This window comes from Butyrivibrio proteoclasticus (genome assembly GCF_900115735.1).
In the GTDB taxonomy this organism is placed as follows: Bacteria; Bacillota; Clostridia; order Lachnospirales; family Lachnospiraceae; genus Butyrivibrio; species Butyrivibrio proteoclasticus_B.
This window is the reverse complement of record NZ_FOXO01000003.1, coordinates 125,750-143,307: the sequence shown is the minus strand read 5'-3', so window position 1 is coordinate 143,307 and position 17,558 is coordinate 125,750. Positions and strand designations below refer to the sequence as shown.

The 17,558-nt window shown below is 39.5% G+C and carries 20 protein-coding genes; 17 read left to right on the top strand and 3 right to left on the bottom strand.

Going from position 1 to position 17,558, the window contains the following annotated elements:
• The first annotated feature begins 21 nt into the window (after positions 1-21).
• The 17 genes from BM146_RS03085 to prfA all read left to right on the top strand — a co-directional run bounded on the left by BM146_RS03085 (position 22) and on the right by prfA (position 15,540).
• Positions 22-2,307, top strand: coding sequence for a hypothetical protein (locus tag BM146_RS03085; protein ID WP_074884214.1), 2,286 nt, complete (start codon positions 22-24; stop codon positions 2,305-2,307).
• 23 nt (positions 2,308-2,330) lie between these two features.
• Positions 2,331-4,250 carry an EAL domain-containing protein gene (locus tag BM146_RS03080; protein WP_074884211.1) on the top strand — a complete coding sequence of 640 codons (1,920 nt, stop codon included), beginning with the start codon at positions 2,331-2,333 and terminating at the stop codon, positions 4,248-4,250.
• Between the two features lie 2 nt (positions 4,251-4,252).
• Positions 4,253-4,690 (top strand): hypothetical protein, encoded by a 438-nt coding sequence (locus tag BM146_RS03075; protein ID WP_074884208.1) that lies wholly within the window; start codon positions 4,253-4,255, stop codon positions 4,688-4,690.
• Position 4,691: 1 nt separating this feature from the next.
• The gene (locus BM146_RS03070) at positions 4,692-5,234 is read left to right on the top strand and encodes a GNAT family N-acetyltransferase (RefSeq protein WP_177201572.1); all 543 of its coding nucleotides are present in this window, start codon (positions 4,692-4,694) and stop codon (positions 5,232-5,234) included.
• Positions 5,235-5,431: 197 nt separating this feature from the next.
• Entirely contained in the window at positions 5,432-5,950 is a 519-nt protein-coding gene (locus tag BM146_RS03065) for a CarD family transcriptional regulator (protein WP_074884205.1), read from the top strand.
• Positions 5,951-6,058: 108 nt separating this feature from the next.
• Positions 6,059-7,300: an alanyl-tRNA editing protein gene (locus BM146_RS03060; RefSeq protein WP_074884202.1), complete on the top strand. Its 1,242-nt coding sequence runs from the start codon at positions 6,059-6,061 to the stop codon at positions 7,298-7,300.
• A gap of 16 nt (positions 7,301-7,316) precedes the next feature.
• Complete coding sequence (locus BM146_RS03055; protein WP_074884199.1) at positions 7,317-8,033, top strand: AzlC family ABC transporter permease; 717 nt, start codon at positions 7,317-7,319, stop codon at positions 8,031-8,033.
• On the top strand, positions 8,026-8,331 hold the full coding sequence (locus BM146_RS03050; RefSeq protein ID WP_074884195.1) for an AzlD domain-containing protein: 306 nt from the start codon (positions 8,026-8,028) through the stop codon (positions 8,329-8,331). Before BM146_RS03055 ends, BM146_RS03050 begins: the two co-directional genes overlap by 8 nt.
• 43 nt (positions 8,332-8,374) lie before the next feature.
• Complete coding sequence (ispF, locus tag BM146_RS03045; RefSeq protein ID WP_074884192.1) at positions 8,375-8,917, top strand: 2-C-methyl-D-erythritol 2,4-cyclodiphosphate synthase; 543 nt, start codon at positions 8,375-8,377, stop codon at positions 8,915-8,917.
• A 21-nt stretch (positions 8,918-8,938) separates the two neighbouring features.
• Positions 8,939-10,366, top strand: a complete 1,428-nt coding sequence (gene cysS, locus BM146_RS03040) for a cysteine--tRNA ligase (RefSeq protein ID WP_074884189.1) — start codon at positions 8,939-8,941, stop codon at positions 10,364-10,366.
• Positions 10,351-10,791: a Mini-ribonuclease 3 gene (locus tag BM146_RS03035; protein ID WP_074884186.1), complete on the top strand. Its 441-nt coding sequence runs from the start codon at positions 10,351-10,353 to the stop codon at positions 10,789-10,791. Before cysS ends, BM146_RS03035 begins: the two co-directional genes overlap by 16 nt.
• 11 nt (positions 10,792-10,802) lie before the next feature.
• Entirely contained in the window at positions 10,803-11,552 is a 750-nt protein-coding gene (rlmB, locus tag BM146_RS03030; RefSeq protein WP_177201571.1) for a 23S rRNA (guanosine(2251)-2'-O)-methyltransferase RlmB, read from the top strand.
• Entirely contained in the window at positions 11,553-12,167 is a 615-nt protein-coding gene (sigH, locus tag BM146_RS03025) for an RNA polymerase sporulation sigma factor SigH (RefSeq protein WP_074884180.1), read from the top strand.
• A gap of 89 nt (positions 12,168-12,256) precedes the next feature.
• Positions 12,257-12,463, top strand: coding sequence for a 50S ribosomal protein L31 (gene rpmE / locus BM146_RS03020; RefSeq protein ID WP_022774079.1), 207 nt, complete (start codon positions 12,257-12,259; stop codon positions 12,461-12,463).
• 87 nt (positions 12,464-12,550) lie between these two features.
• The gene (locus tag BM146_RS03015; protein WP_074884177.1) at positions 12,551-13,558 is read left to right on the top strand and encodes a DUF1385 domain-containing protein; all 1,008 of its coding nucleotides are present in this window, start codon (positions 12,551-12,553) and stop codon (positions 13,556-13,558) included.
• Positions 13,559-13,580: 22 nt separating this feature from the next.
• Positions 13,581-14,423: a peptide chain release factor N(5)-glutamine methyltransferase gene (prmC, locus tag BM146_RS03010; protein ID WP_074884174.1), complete on the top strand. Its 843-nt coding sequence runs from the start codon at positions 13,581-13,583 to the stop codon at positions 14,421-14,423.
• A gap of 52 nt (positions 14,424-14,475) precedes the next feature.
• Entirely contained in the window at positions 14,476-15,540 is a 1,065-nt protein-coding gene (gene prfA, locus BM146_RS03005; RefSeq protein ID WP_074884170.1) for a peptide chain release factor 1, read from the top strand.
• Positions 15,541-15,587: 47 nt separating this feature from the next.
• Here the strand turns inward: prfA and BM146_RS03000 are convergent, their stop codons facing one another.
• The 3 genes from BM146_RS03000 to BM146_RS02990 form a co-directional block, all read right to left on the bottom strand.
• Complete coding sequence (locus BM146_RS03000) at positions 15,588-15,947, bottom strand: Hpt domain-containing protein (RefSeq protein WP_074884167.1); 360 nt, start codon at positions 15,945-15,947, stop codon at positions 15,588-15,590.
• Between the two features lie 140 nt (positions 15,948-16,087).
• Positions 16,088-16,585, bottom strand: a complete 498-nt coding sequence (locus BM146_RS02995) for a DUF5721 family protein (protein ID WP_074884164.1) — start codon at positions 16,583-16,585, stop codon at positions 16,088-16,090.
• A 45-nt stretch (positions 16,586-16,630) separates the two neighbouring features.
• Complete coding sequence (locus BM146_RS02990; protein WP_074884161.1) at positions 16,631-17,467, bottom strand: DegV family protein; 837 nt, start codon at positions 17,465-17,467, stop codon at positions 16,631-16,633.
• Between the last annotated feature and the right edge of the window lie 91 nt (positions 17,468-17,558).

The following is a 17,558-nucleotide window of genomic DNA, read 5'->3' as shown; positions in this document are numbered from 1 at the left end:
TATATGGAGGATGCTTAGAACATGAAAATCCATTTTGACAAGCTTTATAAGGATGATAGGGAAAAAGAACTATGTGGGCTTGGTATACCATTTCCAAAGGGCGAAGTTACTTTGGAAAAGTATGAGTCTATGTGCGTTTTGGATAAGGATAAAGCGATTCCTTCTCAGTTTAAAATTACTTCTGTCTGGGATGATGGAACTGTAAGATATGTTTTTGCAAGGTTTCTGGCTGATCTTCCGGGAAATGCGGATAAGGACTTTGAACTGGAATTTTCTGGCAAAAAAGCTGATTTTGAAGAAAAGATTGATATAAGTAAAGCCGGAGACTTAATATCTGTTTCAAATGGGGCTCTAAGCTTTAAGCTAAAAAATAATACTGATAGTATTTTCGAAGAATTTATTTATCAAGGTAAAAAAATAGACAGGGAGAGATTTGAGGGCCCTGTTTTATGTGCAGATGGTCAAAAATTCAAGACGGTTTTTGATGATTTCAAAGTAGTTGAAACGGGCAATATATATGCTGCGATTGAGGCAAACGGAAGATTCATAGAAAAAGAAAAATATCTTTCGGGCGAGGGGATAAGGTTCACATTCAGAATATATGTGACTGCCGGAAAGCCGTGGATTGAGTGCGCTATAAGACTATTTAACTGTACTGATGGCGATTTTCAGCCCCAGTCTCTTATGTTTGAAATAAAAAACAGTTCCGAAGATAAAAAAGACAAGATCAGGACGATGGTTGCAAAATCCAATTATAAGACCAGCTTTATTACAAACGATGAAGGTGAAGAGGTCTCTTTGAAGATCATGGCTGAGATGCTTGAAAAGGAAGCCAATGAACATTTTGCAGAAGTATTCTATGGAACTTTTTTTGCTGACTGTACAAGCTATGCTTCGGGAATGGGAATATGTGCAACTGTATTTCAGGCGCAGCAGAACTTCCCTAAGGCAGTAAAGGCATCATCTGATGGAATGTGTATTTCGCTTATTCCTGATCAGGAGGAAACTAAAGCAAAGTCACAGAGTGAACCTGTAGTATTTAGCTCAGGAATGGCAAGAGAACAGAGGATTTTACTTCATTTTCATGAAGCTACTATGGATGTTTATGAGATAAATAACAGAAGCCTTATTTATCAGATGCCTGACACACCTCAGCTTGCTCCTGAGGTCTTTGAACAGGCAGGGATCATGCCGGATATCTTTTTACCTGAAGATAAAAAGATTGATGACTATGAACTTGCGCTTATCGACAAGGCAGATAATCATGTGCGCTGCTATGGAATGCTTAACTGGGGAGATGGGCCTGATCCGGGATATACCAGCCAGGGCCGCGGAGGCGGAAGGCTTGTCTGGACCAATAATGAGTACGATTATCCTCATGCAATGTACATGATGTACGCCCGGAGTGGAATAAGGCGATTCTTGGACTATGCCAATGTGGCTGTCATGCACTGGATGGATGTGGATGTTTGTCATTACAGCAAGGATGATCTGCAAATTGGCGGTCAGTGGGAACACATAAATGGCCACACCGGAGGCTCGAAAGAAGGGAATGGCTGCGCCGGAGTACTGGCCTGCAGTCATGAATGGGTTGAAGGCCTATTGGACTATTATCATTTTACAGGGGATGAAAGAGCCCTTGAAACGGCAATAGGAATCGGCGAAAATGTTAAAAAGCTTCTTGATACTCCGATGTTCCGAATTCCGGGAGAGAGCAGTGCAAGGGAGACCGGCTGGGCTCTTAGAAGTCTGTCTGCGCTGTATGTTGAAACTCACGATGAGAGCTGGATTGAAAAGTGTGAATGGATCGTTTCTCAGTTTGATGAGTGGAACAAAAAGTATGGACACTGGCTTGCACCATATACTGACAATACGACCATCAGAGTTGGCTTTATGATTTCAGTTGCTGTCGGTTCACTTATGCGCTACTACAGAATTTTTCCTTCAGGTAAGTTAAAAGAGATGATCCTGGGTGCTATAGATGATATAGTCGAGAATCAGATGAATCCTTACGGATTATTCTACTACAAAGAGCTTCCGAGCCTTAGCAGAAATGGAAATAATCCTTTGCTTCTTGAAGCCATGGCTATTGCTTACGAACTTACAGGGGATGCTTCATATCTTGATAAGGGAATCAAGACATTTAAAAAACATATGTCATCAGCCGGATACAGTTTGGGACAGAAAAAAATCATTGAAGATACTGTAGTTGTTGGCAGCGGAGCACCTAAGGCTTTTGCACAGGGATTTCTGCCACTTGCCTTGTTTTATACCAAGGTTGTAAAAGCAAATAAGTTGTTGTTATGAAGAAACTATATTATAATTAATATATGGAAATACGTACACCAATTGTTGCAATTATAGTACTCTCTATACTGATTATAATTTATCTGCGCAAGACAAAACCGCAGCTTAGTTCGTCACGTGTTTTTTTTGTCTTCCTTGTGATGGCTTTTATAAATATCGTCTCTGAGATAACAGAATGCTATGTATTTATATTTCTTGGGGGATCCTTCAATGCCTTAAGGCGCGGTGTTCAGAATTTCTATGTCGGATCGCTTTTGATATGTACATATGTGATGGCTTTATATGTCTATTCGAAAGTAACTGTCAAAAGAGGTGTATCTGCAAGGGTGAGCGCGATACTTGCTATCCCTCTTGTGATCGGATTGATTTCGATGCTTAATGGAAAAGTCCGGTATGGAAGGACACAGACAGGTTTTTATTACAACTATGGGACTATGATAATAGTTTGCTATTTCATAGGATTCTTTTACCTGCTTGCCATGGTGATCAGTATTCTGATCTATAGAAAACGCCTTAGACGAGAAGATTTTATAGCGCTTTTCTCAGGGGCATTAGCATGGCTGCTTTTTGCAGCATATCAGTACTATACCAAGGGAGTTCAGGTGTCGGCCATAGCCATGATGGTCATGGCTCTTGTGGTATTTCTGGTCATCGAGAATCCTAAAGAACTGTTTGAGAGAGCACTTCCTAATGTAAAAAACAAAGATGCTTTCACGATGTATCTTTTGGAAAAATATGGACATGAGAAGCCGTTTTTCATTGTGTCTGTCATTTTTACCGGAAAAACAAGTGTTCAGACTGCGGCCAACAGAGATGAACTCTATAAACTTCAGGCCGATGTGGCAGAGCTCATTCAGGACAAGCTTGATGTTGATGGGTATCTCTCAAACTGGAATACATTGAGCTTTGTGGTTGTTTCTCCTGAAAAGATAGAAGAGTTTATGAATATCATAAACAACTACAAAGTGGATGGTGGTAACTATAAACTTACATTTGCAGTAATAGATGCTCTAAAATGTGCCAGAGATGCCAATGAGGCTCTTCAGATTCTTACATATGTGTCCGGAGAATATATCTACAAACAGTCATCTCCAAATCTTGTGATTGATGAGAAAGTCATCGACAAGATGAGGTACAGAAATACTATTGAGGATGTGGTCAGAGAGTCTGTAAGGAATAATGCTTTCGAAGTTTATTATCAGCCAATTCTTTCAGTTAAAGATGGGACTTTTTCATCAGCGGAAGCGCTGGTAAGACTTAAAAGACCTGATTCAGCCAATTATATTTCTCCTGAAGACTTTATTCCTATTTCAGAGAAATGTGGCCTTATCCAGCAAATTGATGATCTGGTATTTGAGAAAGTATGCTCTTTTATTGCAAAAGAGAATATTTCAAGTTTTGGAGTAAAGACTATCGAGGTTAACCTTTCTGGAAATGAAGTTGTTGATTACCAGGCATTTGAAAGGCTTAGCCGGAAAATGGAAAAGTATCACATTCCTCCGAAATTTATCAATTTTGAAATAACAGAGACAGCTTATATAAATAACGACGAAGCTTTTAGGGAAAATGTTAGAAAGCTCAAGGAAATGGGTAGTACTTTCTCGATGGATGACTTTGGATCAGGTTATTCCAATCTGCTTGAAATCCTCAAAATGGATTATATCCTGGTCAAGATGGATAAGGAATTCATATGGAGCTGCCTTGATAAAAGTAAGCCGGAGAACCTGAAAATGCTCCAATATACGATAAATTTCCTGAAAGAATACGGACTTCATATCCTGGCGGAAGGTGTTGAGACAATGGATCAGGCCAAGATACTTATTGATAACGGAGTTGAGTATTTGCAGGGATTTTATTATTCAAGGCCTATTCCGGAAAAAGAGTATATTGAATTTTTGAATACACAAAAAGGACTTTTTGAGTCGAAAGTGAAAGGAGAATGATTATGAACGAGGCGTTATATGATGCGGTTTTTTGTTACGGTGAGAACAGGGTGGATCCTTTTGAAAACACAAAAGTTGATTTTCAAAGGATTATATCAGATATGCGTCTTGTTGGATATGAAATTTCTGCTTTGAATATTGTTCAGCAGATTATGCTTGAGCAGCTTGATAATCTTCTTAAGATAAAGGCCAATATTATTGAAGCTACAATGGACATGGAAAATAAGGATGAGTATTGTAAAGAAAAATATGGCCTCTCATTTAAGGATATAGATGCATTGGATCCAAGGCATGATATTGAGTGGGATATTAAAAGTGGAAGGGTGATCTTTTTCCTTGCCCATGATGCTCAATACAAAGAGGAGGCTTATTTTATCATGTTTAAGAAAGCCTTTGATGTGTTCACTGAAAAAACCGGTTTCAGTTATATGAGTCAATGAAATGGGAATAATACTTGAGACAAGCAGATTGATACTTAGAGGCTGGCAGGATAATGACGCTGCCAGCCTTTTTAAGCTTGCCAGCGATGAGCGGGTAGGTATGGCAGCAGGCTGGCCTGCGCATGAAAGTGTGGGTTACAGCAGGGCAGTAATACGGACAATTTTTAACAAAAAAGAAGTATATGCCATTTGCCTTAAAGGGGGGAATGATGAGCCTGTAGGAAGTATTGGGCTGACACTTACCGGAAGCAGGGAACGTCCCCTTATGGACGGCGATGCTGAGCTTGGGTACTGGGTAGGAGTACCTTTTTGGGGAAGGGGAATAGCTACTGAAGCAGCCTGTGAAATAATAAGACATGGCTTTGAGGATATTAAATTACGCCGTATTTTTTGCTGCTATTTTGATGGAAATGTAAGATCAAAAAGAGTACAGGAGAAGTGCGGCTTTGTACCCTATGCTGTGAACGAAAATACGTACATTCCAATACTTAAGGAAACTAGAAAAGAGTACGTGAATGTAATGTGCGCACCAAAGTGCAGATAGCATAGATACTGAGAATCGCACATAAAAAAGACACAAAATTATCAAATTTTTCAAACGATTAACTATTACAAAATTTGTAATAATATGTTATAATTTAGTCACGTTCGAAAAGTGCCAAAGGCACTTTAAAAAAGTCCATAGATGAAAGCGCTTTCAGACAGATACAGCAGGTTGTTTTTTTCAGAAGGAGGAACAATATGTTAAATGTAGGAGAGTGCGTTATTTACGGTAGTCATGGTTTATGTAAGGTTCGAGAGATTCTCGTACCGTCGTTTCTTGAGAGGGGAAATGAAAAGGAATATTACATGATGATTTCTGCTGTAGATGCGGGCAGTGTCCTTTATGTTCCGGTTGACGGAGCTGAGGATAAGGTTCGAGATGTTATGAGCGCTGACGAGGCTATGGGACTTATAGATGATATCGAGGATACACCGGAGATTGAGTTGCTCGAAGGAAAAAAGGCTGAACCGGCCATCGTCAGTGTCATCAAGCGTAACGTTGTGGAAGAGATGATGAGCCTTGTAAAGACACTTCACAAGATCAAGGCGATGCGTGAGGCAGAGGGCAAGAAATTCGCTGCCCTTAACGAGAGATACCTCAATATCGCTGAGAAACTTCTTTATACCGAAATGGCTTTTGCACTGGAAACAGAAAAGGATGTCGTAAAGAGCCGCGTGATCGAGGAACTATCACATTTACCACTAGAGACTGCATAAAGCAGTCTCTTTTTTCGATTACATAAATGTATGTTCAAAATAAAACTGGCAGGACAATGGCAGCCGTTTCTCTTTATTTCTACACTTTAATGTGCTAAAATTGGGGCTATGGAAAAAATAGTGGAAATTTATTATGAAAGTGCATATATAAAGGAGTTTGACGCGATAGTCATCTCCTGCAAGGAGAGAAAAGACGGGAAATATGATGTAATCCTTGACAGAACAGCTTTTTTCCCTGAGCAGGGCGGACAGAGCTCTGATATAGGTACTATAGTTGATGAAAATGGAGCAGAGCATAATGTGACCCATGTCTCCATAAAAAATGAGTCTCTTGCAGATTCTTGCGAAAACCTGGAAGAAACTCTAAATGAATCTATAGCTGTGATAAGGCATGTGGTAGATACACCTTTAACTGAAGGAGAAAATGTTCACGGCGTTATCGACTGGGCTCACAGATTTTCCAATATGCAGCAGCATACCGGAGAGCATATTTTCTCAGGAATCGTGGCATCGGAATATAGTTATGACAATGTGGGATTTCATTTAAGCGACACTGAAGTTACCATGGATTACAACGGCCTTCTTACTTCAGAGAATATCAGGGACATTGAACTTAAGGTAAACAGGGCAATTTGGGAGAATGTTCCTGTTATTTGTGAGTTTCCGGATGAACAGACCCTTAGGTCATTAAACTATAGAAGTAAAAAAGAACTATCAGGTGATGTCAGAATTGTCACAGTCAAAGGTTATGATGTCTGTGCCTGTTGTGCGCCGCATGTTGAGCACACCGGTGAGATTGGAATTCTAAAAGTTACTGGTCTTCAGAATTACAAGGGCGGTGTCAGAGTTAATATTTTGTGCGGAAAACGTGCGCTTGAGTATATAACAAGCCAGCAGCAGATCGTGGACGAGCTCTCAAGGCAGTTTACGACGTCTTTTGATAACATAATTTCTTCTGTAAAAAAGCTTTCATCTGAAAATGCAGATCTTAAAGGGGAGCTTTCGGCTACAAAGGAAAAGCTTATAGAGTATGAGCTTAAAGAGATTCCTTCTGATAAAGAGAATGTCATTTTGGTAAAAGATGAGTCAACGGATGGGAACTCTATGAGAAAGATTGTCAACTTGCTTTCACAGAGCCATGATGGATTTTGCGGAGTGTTTGCAGGAACTGACGAGAAGGGTTATAAGTTTGTCTTTTCATCCGGTCAAAAGAAAAAAGATCTGAATGAAGTGATCAAAGTTCTAAGAGAAAACTTCGGGGCAAAGGGCGGAGGAAATGCCCAAATGATCCAGGGAAGTTTATCAGCAATAGAAATATCAGACGTTTTAGAAAAAATAGAGGAGTTGTAATGGAGATTATGAAAAAATGAGTGCTGGAACGATAAAGGATTTCAGGGATGGATGCAGAGATGCGATTCCAATCTGCCTTGGCTATGTGGCAGTTTCTTTTGCTTTTGGAATAGAGAGTTCCAAAATTGGAATGTCTGTTTTTGAGGCAGTCATGACTTCGCTTTTGAATGTAACAAGTGCAGGGCAGTTTTCAGCCCTTGATGTTATCGCAAGGAACGGCAGCTACATCGAGCTTATCATGCTTCAGATCGTTATCAATCTGCGCTACAGTCTTATGTCTACGGCTCTTTCCCAAAAACTTGATACCCATCTTGGCACGCTCCACAGAATGGGAATATCCTATGGAGTAACTGACGAGATATTTGGTGTAAGCATATTAAAACAAGGGACGCTTTATCCTATGTATTCCTACGGCCTTATTGTCACTTCTGTTTTTGGATGGGTGCTGGGAACAGGACTTGGTGCTACAGCAGGAGCAATTATGCCTGCCAGGATAATCAGCTGTCTTGGGCTTGCCATATATGGTATGTTTGTTGCGATCATCATTCCGGATACCAGGACAAGCAAGGCTGTTATGTACGTTGTAATATCAGCGATGACATTAAGCACATTATTTACATATGCACCATTGGTAAAAGAAATTTCATCAGGCTTTAGAATAATAATCGTAACGGTTGTTGTTGCTGCTTTAGCTGCAATCATAGCGCCGGTAAAGGAGGAAAGCCATGAATAATGTTTTTTCCTATATCATAGTTATGGCTCTTGTGACATATCTTATAAGAGCGCTTCCTTTGACTCTTATCAGAAAAGAGATAAAAAGTAGCTTTGTTAAGTCTTTTTTGCACTACGTACCCTATGCAACCCTTGCGGCCATGACTTTCCCTGCAATACTTCATGCCACAGACTATGTGTTATCATCTGTCATAGGCTTTGTAGTTGCTCTTGTACTTGCTCTTAATAAAAAGAGCCTTCTCACAGTTGCAGGTGCAGCCTGCGCTGTAGCATTTGTAGTGGAAATATTTCTTCATTGAGATTATTATATAGTTCATAGATAGAAAGAACGAGGTAATAAACATGCGAGTTGGAATGGGATATGACGTCCATCGCCTGGTAGAAGATAGAGACCTTATCATCGGTGGAGTAAAGATTCCTTATGTTAAAGGGCTTCTTGGTCATTCGGATGCGGATGTACTTTTGCATGCGATAATGGATGCGCTTCTTGGAGCGGCAGCCCTTGGAGATATTGGCAAGCACTTCCCTGACACAGATCCTAAGTATAAGGGAGCTGATTCATTATTTCTTTTAAAGACAGTTGGAGAGATGCTTTCAGAAAAGTGCTTTATGATTGATAACATTGATGCTACAATCATAGCTCAGGCTCCAAAAATGAGACCACATATAGACACTATGAGAGAAAACATTGCAAATGCACTTGGAATTGATATCTCTCAGGTCAATGTCAAAGCTACAACAGAGGAAGGACTTGGATTTACCGGAACCGGTGAAGGAATATCCTCTCAGGCAGTCTGTATGATCAGTAGCTTTTTTGAAAAAGGAGCTACTGTATATGACAGTGGGGCAAGGTGCGCAGGCTGCGCCGGATGCACCAAAAATTGAGAGAATAATTGGAGAGAAAAAATGGCACATTCATTTACTTTTTATAATACTTTATCAAGAAAAGTCGAAGATTTCATACCAAGAGAGGAAGGCAAGGTATCAATGTATACCTGCGGACCTACTGTATATCATTACGCTCATATCGGTAATATCAGAACATATATCATGCAGGATGTGCTTATAAAAGCCCTTGAATATGCAGGATATGATGTAAAAAGAGTTATGAATATCACAGATGTAGGACACCTTTCTTCAGATGCTGATACAGGCGAAGATAAGATGCTTGCAGGAGCAAAAAGAGAGCACAAGACAGTAATGGAAATTGCAAAATACTATACAGATGCTTTCTTTAAAGATTTTGACGCCGTAGGCAATAAGCGTCCTGATGTTGTGGAACCTGCAACAAACTGCATTCCTGAGTTTATTCATATGATTGAAGTTCTCCTTGAGAAGGGCTTTGCATATGTAGCAGGCGGAAATGTATATTTTGATACCAGCAAGTTAAATGACTATTATGTTTTTTCTTCAGATATTGAGAAAGAGCAGCTTCAGGTCGGTGTTCGTGATGATGTAGAAGAGGATGTCAACAAGAAGAACAAGACAGACTTTGTGCTCTGGTTTACAAAATCAAAGTTTGAAGACCAGGCTCTTAAATGGGAGAGCCCATGGGGAGTTGGATACCCGGGATGGCATATCGAGTGCTCATGCATTTCAATGAAACACCTTGGAGAATATATTGATATTCACTGCGGCGGCGTGGATAATATCTTCCCACACCACACAAACGAAATTGCCCAGTCAGAGAGCTATCTTGGCCATGAGTGGTGCAAATACTGGTTCCATAGCAATCACTTAAATGACAGAGCAGGTAAGATGAGTAAGTCAAAAGGTGCAGTTCTTACTGTTTCTGTATTAAAAGAAAAAGGATATGATCCTTTGGTTTACAGATTCTTCTGCCTCCAGTCACATTACCGTAAGCCTTTAGAGTTCTCTTTTGAGGTACTTGACAGCACAGCTGTTGCTTTTGACAAGCTGGTTAAGAGAGTTGCTGAGCTTAAGGAAGAGGGAGCAGTTGACGAAAGCGTACTTAAGAAGTTTGAGGACAGCTTTGCAGATGCTATCTGCGGAGACCTTAATACTTCAATGGCTATAACAGTTCTTTATGATGCATTGAAGGCTGATACTAATGATGCTACAAAGCTTGCAATCGTGAAGAACTTTGATAAAGTTCTTTCTCTTGATCTTATTGGTCATGCTAAAAACATGAAGGAATCAGCTACAAGCGTTGATCCTGAGCTTGAGGCATATGTTCTTGATGCCATCGAGCGCCGCAGCCAGGCCAAAAAAGAAAAGAATTTTGAACTTGCAGATGCTATCAGAAATGAACTGCTTGAAAAGGGTGTTGAGATCAAGGATACCAGGGAAGGTGTTAAATGGCAGCTTCGTTAAATGATTATTTTAATGAACAATTTGGAATAAAAGAGCAGGATATAAGAACTTTTTCTCCTTTGACGCTGGCCTATATAGGGGATGCTATTTTTGATGTAATAGTGCGTTCTATACTGGTTAATAAGGGAAATACAGCAGTGAATAAGCTTCATTCAAGAGCAAGCTCAATAGTCAAGGCCCAAACTCAGTCGCTTATTATAAGGACTATAATGGATGACCTTACAGATGAGGAAAAAGAAATCTATAGAAGAGGCCGCAACTCTAAACCACATACCAAGGCAAAAAATGCATCAACTATAGAGTACCTTGATGCCACTGGCTTTGAGGCTGTAATGGGATTTCTTTATCTCAAAGGAGATATGGACAGAGTCTGCGAAATTGTTAGATTGGCAATTGAAAAAGCTGATCTTGATATCTTGAAATAATGAGGAAAAATATGGAAGAAAATTTAGAGAGCAGAATTGTTGAAGGTCGAAATGCCGTTCTTGAGGCTTTTAGATCCGGTAAAGTAATAGACAGACTGTTTGTGCTTGATGGATGCAAGGATGGCCCGATTCAGAGTATTTTGCGCGAAGCAAAAAAACACAAGGATACAGTTATTTCTTTTGTCAAAAAAGAAAGACTGGATCAGTTGTCAGAAACCGGTAAACATCAGGGTGTGCTTGCGTATGCGGCAGCCTATGAGTATGCTGAAGTTGATGATATTTTAGAAGCAGCTAAAAAGAATGGTGAAGATCCTTTTATCATCATTTTGGATAATATTGAGGATCCACACAATCTTGGCGCTATTATAAGAACAGCTAACCTTTCCGGCGCGCATGGAGTTATAATCCCAAAGCACAGGGCAGCATCACTTACAGCGACAGTTGCAAAGGCTTCTGCGGGTGCTATCAATTATACACCTGTCGCAAAGGTTACTAATATAGCCCAGACAATTGAAGAGCTTAAGGACAAAGGACTTTGGTTTGTATGCGCTGATATGGGCGGTACAACAATGTATGACCTTAATCTTAAGGGACCTATCGGACTTGTTATAGGTAATGAGGGAAGCGGAGTATCAAGGCTTGTCAGGGAAAAATGCGATATGATCGCATCCATTCCTATGAAGGGGGATATTGATTCCCTTAATGCTTCAGTAGCAACCGGTGTTCTTGCTTTTGAAATAGTTAGACAGAGACTTAAGTAAATGAAGAATTATAAAGACTACACTGATGAAGAGTTAGTACTGAAAATTCATGATGACAACGAATCAGATGTTATAGACTATATCATGAACAAATATAAGAATCTTGTCAGAAAAAAAGCCGGTTCAATGTATATTTTAGGCGCTGACAGGGATGATCTGATTCAGGAGGGAATGATAGGCCTGTTTAAGGCAATCAGGGACTATGATATTGGAAGAGATGCAAGTTTTATGACGTTTGCCGATCTTTGCATTTCAAGACAGATGTACTCAGCAATAGCATCCTCGGCCAGAAAGAAGCATGCACCGCTTAATTCCTACATTTCCATCTATTCCGGCAGGGAAGATGATGAAAATAGTGCAACAGCGATAGAGAGTATTTTAGAGTCTGATTCCAGCTCGATTCCTGAGCAGCTTATAATTGAACAGGAAAATATCAAGGATCTTGAGGAGGCTATCGATAAAGAGTTAAGTGGTTTGGAGAGGCAGATACTTGATCTGTACATAACCGGAATGAGCATAAGGCAGATTTCTGCGGTGCTTGGCAGGGATCTTAAGTCTACAGACAATGCAATGCAGCGTATCAGAAAGAAATTAAAAAAATACTTGCGAAAGTAACTATATTATGTTATATTGATATAGCTGTGCAAGCAGCGGTAACTATAGTTAATTATGAAGATCTTTTGTATATAGAGAGGTGAGAAGAGATGAGACAGGACATTCAGCCAGAATTCCATCAGGCAACTGTTACTTGTAACTGCGGTAACACATTTACAGTTGGATCAACAAAGAGTGAGATTCACGTAGAAATCTGCTCAAAGTGCCATCCATTCTATACTGGTCAGCAGAAGGCTACAACTGCTCGTGGACGTATTGATAAGTTCAACAAGAAATACGGCATGAACAATCAGTAATTCATAAAGGTGTAGAGTTAAGAGGTTGAGGCTTTTGGCCTCAGCCTCTTTTTTCGATAATAAGCAGAGTTACGTGACGAGGTGAATATGAAGAAAAGAAAAGTTAAACACTATTCAGGTATTGGCGGACAGGCTGTTCTTGAAGGCGTAATGATGAGAAATAAAGACATGTATGCTGTTGCGGTCAGAAAGCCTGACGGAGATATAGCTGTTGAGGTGGATGAGTTCCATGGCATTGCATACGGCAGTAAGCTTTTAAACATTCCATTTGTCAGAGGCGTGTTTGTATTTATTGACTCTCTTATTTTGGGACTTAAATCTTTGAATTATTCTTCTACTTTTTATGAAGAGGAAAAAGAAAAACCATCTAAGTTTGATGAGGGTATTGATCAGGTTTCAGGAGGTCATGAGGATACATTTCTTATGATCCTTACAACGGCTATATCTTTTATTTTTGCCATAGGTCTTTTCATGATCCTTCCATATGCACTTTCGGAAGTAATCAGTAAGTATATCAGAAATACATCTCTCGTCGCTATTATAGAGGGTGTACTCAGGATCCTTATCTTTATCCTGTATATTCTTTTGATCTCTCAGATGAAAGATATTAAGCGCTTATTTATGTATCATGGCGCTGAGCATAAATGCATCAACTGCATTGAAAAGGGCAGACCTCTTACTGTTAAAAACGTAAGAAAGAGTTCAAGACTTCACAGAAGATGTGGCAGCAGCTTTATATTATTTGTAATGCTCGTAAGTATTATCCTGTTTTTCTTTATAAGAGTTGACTCTTATTTATGGAGAATTGTAGTAAGGATCCTTCTTATTCCTGTAATTTCAGGAATATCCTATGAGCTTATAAGATTAGCAGGGAGATATAACTTCTTCCTTGTAAGAATGATCTCAGCTCCGGGACTTTGGCTTCAGAAACTGACAACTAAGGAACCTGACGATAGCATGATCGAAGTTGCTATAAAATCTGTTGAGGCAGTATTTGATTGGAAAGCTTATCTTAAAGATTCTTTTGGATATGAGATAGATGACAGCTGGCTCAATGATGAAGAGGAGACTGAGGAGCTTGAATCTGCTAACTGATATTTTTATTTGGTGATACTATATGAATTATAAAGAGGCTTATGAAAACGGAATAAACAAACTTTCCAGAGTCGGAATTCCAGACGCAGGTCTGGATGCACGGCTCCTTTTGGAATATGTATGTAATACTTCTCACAGCACTTTATATGCCCATCCGGATAAGGAGCTGACAGAAAAAGAAGAGAAGGATTATGAGGCTCTTATAGCAAGGAGAGAGGGGCGTGAACCTGTAGCCTATATTCTTGGAAACCAGGATTTTATGGGCCTTAATTTTAGAGTTAATGAAAATGTCCTTATCCCGGAACAGGACACAGAAAATTTGGTGGAAGAGGCGCTGAGGTTCTGTGAGGATGGTATGAGAGTGCTTGATCTGTGTACCGGTTCCGGCTGTATAGCTTTAAGTATTCTAAATTTTTCCAATGACACTAAAGCGGTTTGCACAGATATTTCTGATAAGGCTTTAGCGATTGCAACAGAAAATAGTGAGAGGCTAGGCCTTAAGGAAAGAGCTGAATTTATTCATACGGATCTTTTTCCGCCAAAAGATGGTTCCAGGTATGACCTTGTAGTATCCAATCCTCCATACATAGCAAGTGATGTTATTGAGACTCTTGCTCCTGAAGTTAAGGATTTCGAACCAAGACTTGCACTTGATGGTGATGATGATGGCTTGTCTTTTTACAGGAGGATTGTAAATGAGGTTCCGGAGTATCTTTATTCTAACGGATATCTTATTATGGAAATAGGATATGATCAGGGTCAGGCTGTAAAAGAGCTTCTAGAACAGGATGAGAGATATCACGACATAGAGGTAATAAAGGACTATTCAGGTAATGACAGGGTCGTAAGAGCGTGTTTTTATTAGGTGCATATTCTTTTTTTGACCATGATGAGATTTAGTACGAATAGAGGTAGCTATGTTTGATAAGATAGAAGATATTTTAAGGCGATATGAAGATATAACAATGGAGCTTAATGATCCTTATGTTGTATCTGATCAGAATAAATTCAGAAATCTGATGAAAGAGCAAAAGAGTCTTGAAGCGCTGGTAGAGTGCTATCAGGAATATAAAAAGTGTAAACAGACAATTGATGATAGTTTGCAGCTTTTAGATGAGGAATCAGATCCTGATATGAAGGAAATGCTTCGTGAAGAGCTCTCAGAAGCCAAGGAAAGGATACCGGAGCTTGAGAACCAGCTAAAGATACTTCTTTTGCCTAAGGACCCTAATGATGAAAAGAACGTTATTGTGGAAATACGTGCAGGTGTAGGTGGGGAAGAGGCAGCCCTTTTTGCTGCAGATATGTACAGACTCTATACAAGGTACGCTGAGAGGAAGAACTGGCGTGTTGAGACTATGAGTGTCGAGGATACAGGTATAGGCGGTATCAAGGACGTCAGCTTTATGATAAAGGGCGAAGGTGCTTATTCAAGACTCAAGTTCGAAGGTGGAGTGCACAGAGTTCAAAGAATTCCGGCTACAGAATCAGGCGGAAGAATCCACACTTCAGCCATTACGGTAGCAATAATGCCGGAAGTTGAGGATGTGGAAGTTGAGATTGATATGAACGACTGTAAATTTGATGTGTTCAGAGCATCAGGTAATGGAGGACAGTGCGTTAATACAACAGACTCTGCTGTAAGACTTACCCACCTTCCTACAGGAATTGTTATTTCCTGCCAGGATGAGAAGAGCCAGCAGCAGAACAAGGCAAAGGCGCTTAAAGTATTAAGAGCAAAGCTTTATGAGCTTGAAGAGCAAAAGAAGCACAATAGTGAAGCGGCACTTAGAAAATCCCAGGTTGGAAGCGGAGATCGTTCTGACAAGATCAGAACATACAATTTCCATCAGGGGAGAGTTACAGATCATAGAATCAATCTTACACTTTACAAGATTGACCAGATAATGGATGGTGATCTGGATGAAATCATTGATTCTTTGATAGCCGCAGACCAGGCAGAAAAACTTGCTGCAGAATAAAAAGATTCTTGGATTGTTAATCCAAGAATCTTTTTATTTGACGAAAGTTATACGTTGTATTTGGTCAGGATAGCAATGAGCTCATCATATTTGGGCTTTATCTTGTCATATTTCTCCTCGTAGCCGTACATGGAACCAGCTCTTAGAATCTCGGTTAGTTCACATACAGGTGTTAAAAAACCTTTAAGCCCAAGGTTAGCGCTTACTCCTTTAAGTGTGTGAACAGCTTTAAAAGCTTCTGAAACGTTTTTTTCTGCAAGATATTTTGTCAGATCGCTCATGCTCTGGTCGTTCAAAAACTTAAACATAAATTTAGCGATAAGATCTTCATTGCCCATGAATCGGTCTAATATTTCGTCCCAATCCACACCCCATTCAATTAGTTCTGCCTTAAATCCAGCGTCCATAGTTCTCCATTCCGTAATAATGATGTCACGCAAACTGCAGAGAATGCGTGTTTCTTAGATTACAATCAGGATACATACGTTTTTAAAAATATAAATCAACTATATGTTATAATTGTACACCTTTTGATTCAGTCCTTCAATCATAATAGTTCATATTCTATGTTGTTTTTGTCAAGAAAGCTTGGGATGTATGAATCCCAGGCTTTTTCTATTTCCTTATCAAGAGTAAAAATACTAAAGGCAGTACCGGTAGTAAGAATCATTTCTCCACTTGAATATTTTATGTTAAGGCCCAAGTTTACCTGCTCAGGTAATATATCACTACCGCTTGCGTTAATGAGAGCTTCTCTTAGGGAACCACCAAGATAGAAGATAAATCTAAATCCAAGAGGAGTTCTTTTGCCTTTTATGAGATCCAGACAAATGGGACGGAGATTTTTCCATAAGGAGAAATCACTGTCTGGAATATAATCAGATGAATCAACGCTATTATAGAAATCTTTATGGAGCTTGCCATCTATGTGAAATGTGTTAAATGTTTCTATAGTGGCTTCATTTACGAGAAATGTATCAAATATTTCACTGGTGAGAAGCTTTCCCATAAAGTCTTTTTGCTTTTGGATTCTAATAGCAATCATTTATTATTGTTTCCTTTGAAGATATGCAACTAATGCATATGTGTTCTAGCATGTAACTACAATTCCGCCTTTACCTGCATATGTTGTTGATACGCCGGCAGCATCAACGATGATTGTTTCTTTAAATGGAACCTTTTTAAGAATAAGGTCTCTAACGACGCAAGCTCTTTCATAGCAGTTCACATGGGTGATCATAAGACGCTTGGTCTCAGGATTTTCAATTTCAGCAGCAACTATTTCTGTCATTTTAACAAGTGCTTTGCGAATGCCGATTCCCTGACTTTTTTGCATAATCTCACCCTTGGTACCGATACAGACTGGCTTAATATTGAGTGTTGTGGCTACAAGAGCCTTCATACCTGTTAAACGTCCGTTTTTTCTAAGGGTATCAAGAGAGTCCAATACAAAGTATGTGGCCATTTCGTCCCTGTATTTTTCAACTTCTGTAATGACGTCACTGAAAGAAAGGCCGGACTCAGCAAGTTCCATGGCCTTTAATGCTATATTCGCCTCGCCGCAGCAGGCAGAGAGTGAGTCGATTATATGTATATTTTTTTCGCCTTTTTCTTCGTGGAAAAGATCTTTTCCTAAAAGAGCACTGTTGTAGCTTCCGCTAAGCTTGGATGAAAGGGTTACTACGTAAACATCATCAGCATCACAATCAAAGGCATCCATATATAATTCTGGTGATGGGCAGGCTGTCTTTGCACAGTTTTCAGATGCTGCAACCTTAGCAAGGTAATCTGCCTGATCAAAAGTGTCATCATCAACTATAATGTTGTCATCAATCTCAAGTATAAGAGGTACTACCTGAAACTTGGGATTTTTTCTGTACTCAACCGGCAGGTCACAACAACTGTCTACTACAATTTTATAACTCATAGATCCTCCAAAAAATTAGTACACATAATACAAAACGTAGTATTGAATACTACATCAAAATGATACCACGTGTGCAACTGCCAGTAAACAA

Coding starts and splice junctions, on each gene's coding strand:
- BM146_RS03035 (WP_074884186.1), top strand. CDS start 10,351: ATGGCAGCTTCGTTAAATGATTATTTTAATGAACAATTTGGAATAAAA.
- cysS (WP_074884189.1), top strand. CDS start 8,939: ATGGCACATTCATTTACTTTTTATAATACTTTATCAAGAAAAGTCGAA.
- BM146_RS02990 (WP_074884161.1), bottom strand. CDS start 17,467: ATGAGTTATAAAATTGTAGTAGACAGTTGTTGTGACCTGCCGGTTGAG.
- rpmE (WP_022774079.1), top strand. CDS start 12,257: ATGAGACAGGACATTCAGCCAGAATTCCATCAGGCAACTGTTACTTGT.
- sigH (WP_074884180.1), top strand. CDS start 11,553: ATGAAGAATTATAAAGACTACACTGATGAAGAGTTAGTACTGAAAATT.
- BM146_RS02995 (WP_074884164.1), bottom strand. CDS start 16,585: ATGATTGCTATTAGAATCCAAAAGCAAAAAGACTTTATGGGAAAGCTT.
- prfA (WP_074884170.1), top strand. CDS start 14,476: ATGTTTGATAAGATAGAAGATATTTTAAGGCGATATGAAGATATAACA.
- BM146_RS03055 (WP_074884199.1), top strand. CDS start 7,317: ATGAGTGCTGGAACGATAAAGGATTTCAGGGATGGATGCAGAGATGCG.
- BM146_RS03065 (WP_074884205.1), top strand. CDS start 5,432: ATGTTAAATGTAGGAGAGTGCGTTATTTACGGTAGTCATGGTTTATGT.
- BM146_RS03015 (WP_074884177.1), top strand. CDS start 12,551: ATGAAGAAAAGAAAAGTTAAACACTATTCAGGTATTGGCGGACAGGCT.
- BM146_RS03000 (WP_074884167.1), bottom strand. CDS start 15,947: ATGGACGCTGGATTTAAGGCAGAACTAATTGAATGGGGTGTGGATTGG.
- ispF (WP_074884192.1), top strand. CDS start 8,375: ATGCGAGTTGGAATGGGATATGACGTCCATCGCCTGGTAGAAGATAGA.
- BM146_RS03050 (WP_074884195.1), top strand. CDS start 8,026: ATGAATAATGTTTTTTCCTATATCATAGTTATGGCTCTTGTGACATAT.
- BM146_RS03070 (WP_177201572.1), top strand. CDS start 4,692: ATGGGAATAATACTTGAGACAAGCAGATTGATACTTAGAGGCTGGCAG.
- BM146_RS03060 (WP_074884202.1), top strand. CDS start 6,059: ATGGAAAAAATAGTGGAAATTTATTATGAAAGTGCATATATAAAGGAG.
- BM146_RS03080 (WP_074884211.1), top strand. CDS start 2,331: ATGGAAATACGTACACCAATTGTTGCAATTATAGTACTCTCTATACTG.
- prmC (WP_074884174.1), top strand. CDS start 13,581: ATGAATTATAAAGAGGCTTATGAAAACGGAATAAACAAACTTTCCAGA.
- BM146_RS03075 (WP_074884208.1), top strand. CDS start 4,253: ATGAACGAGGCGTTATATGATGCGGTTTTTTGTTACGGTGAGAACAGG.
- BM146_RS03085 (WP_074884214.1), top strand. CDS start 22: ATGAAAATCCATTTTGACAAGCTTTATAAGGATGATAGGGAAAAAGAA.
- rlmB (WP_177201571.1), top strand. CDS start 10,803: ATGGAAGAAAATTTAGAGAGCAGAATTGTTGAAGGTCGAAATGCCGTT.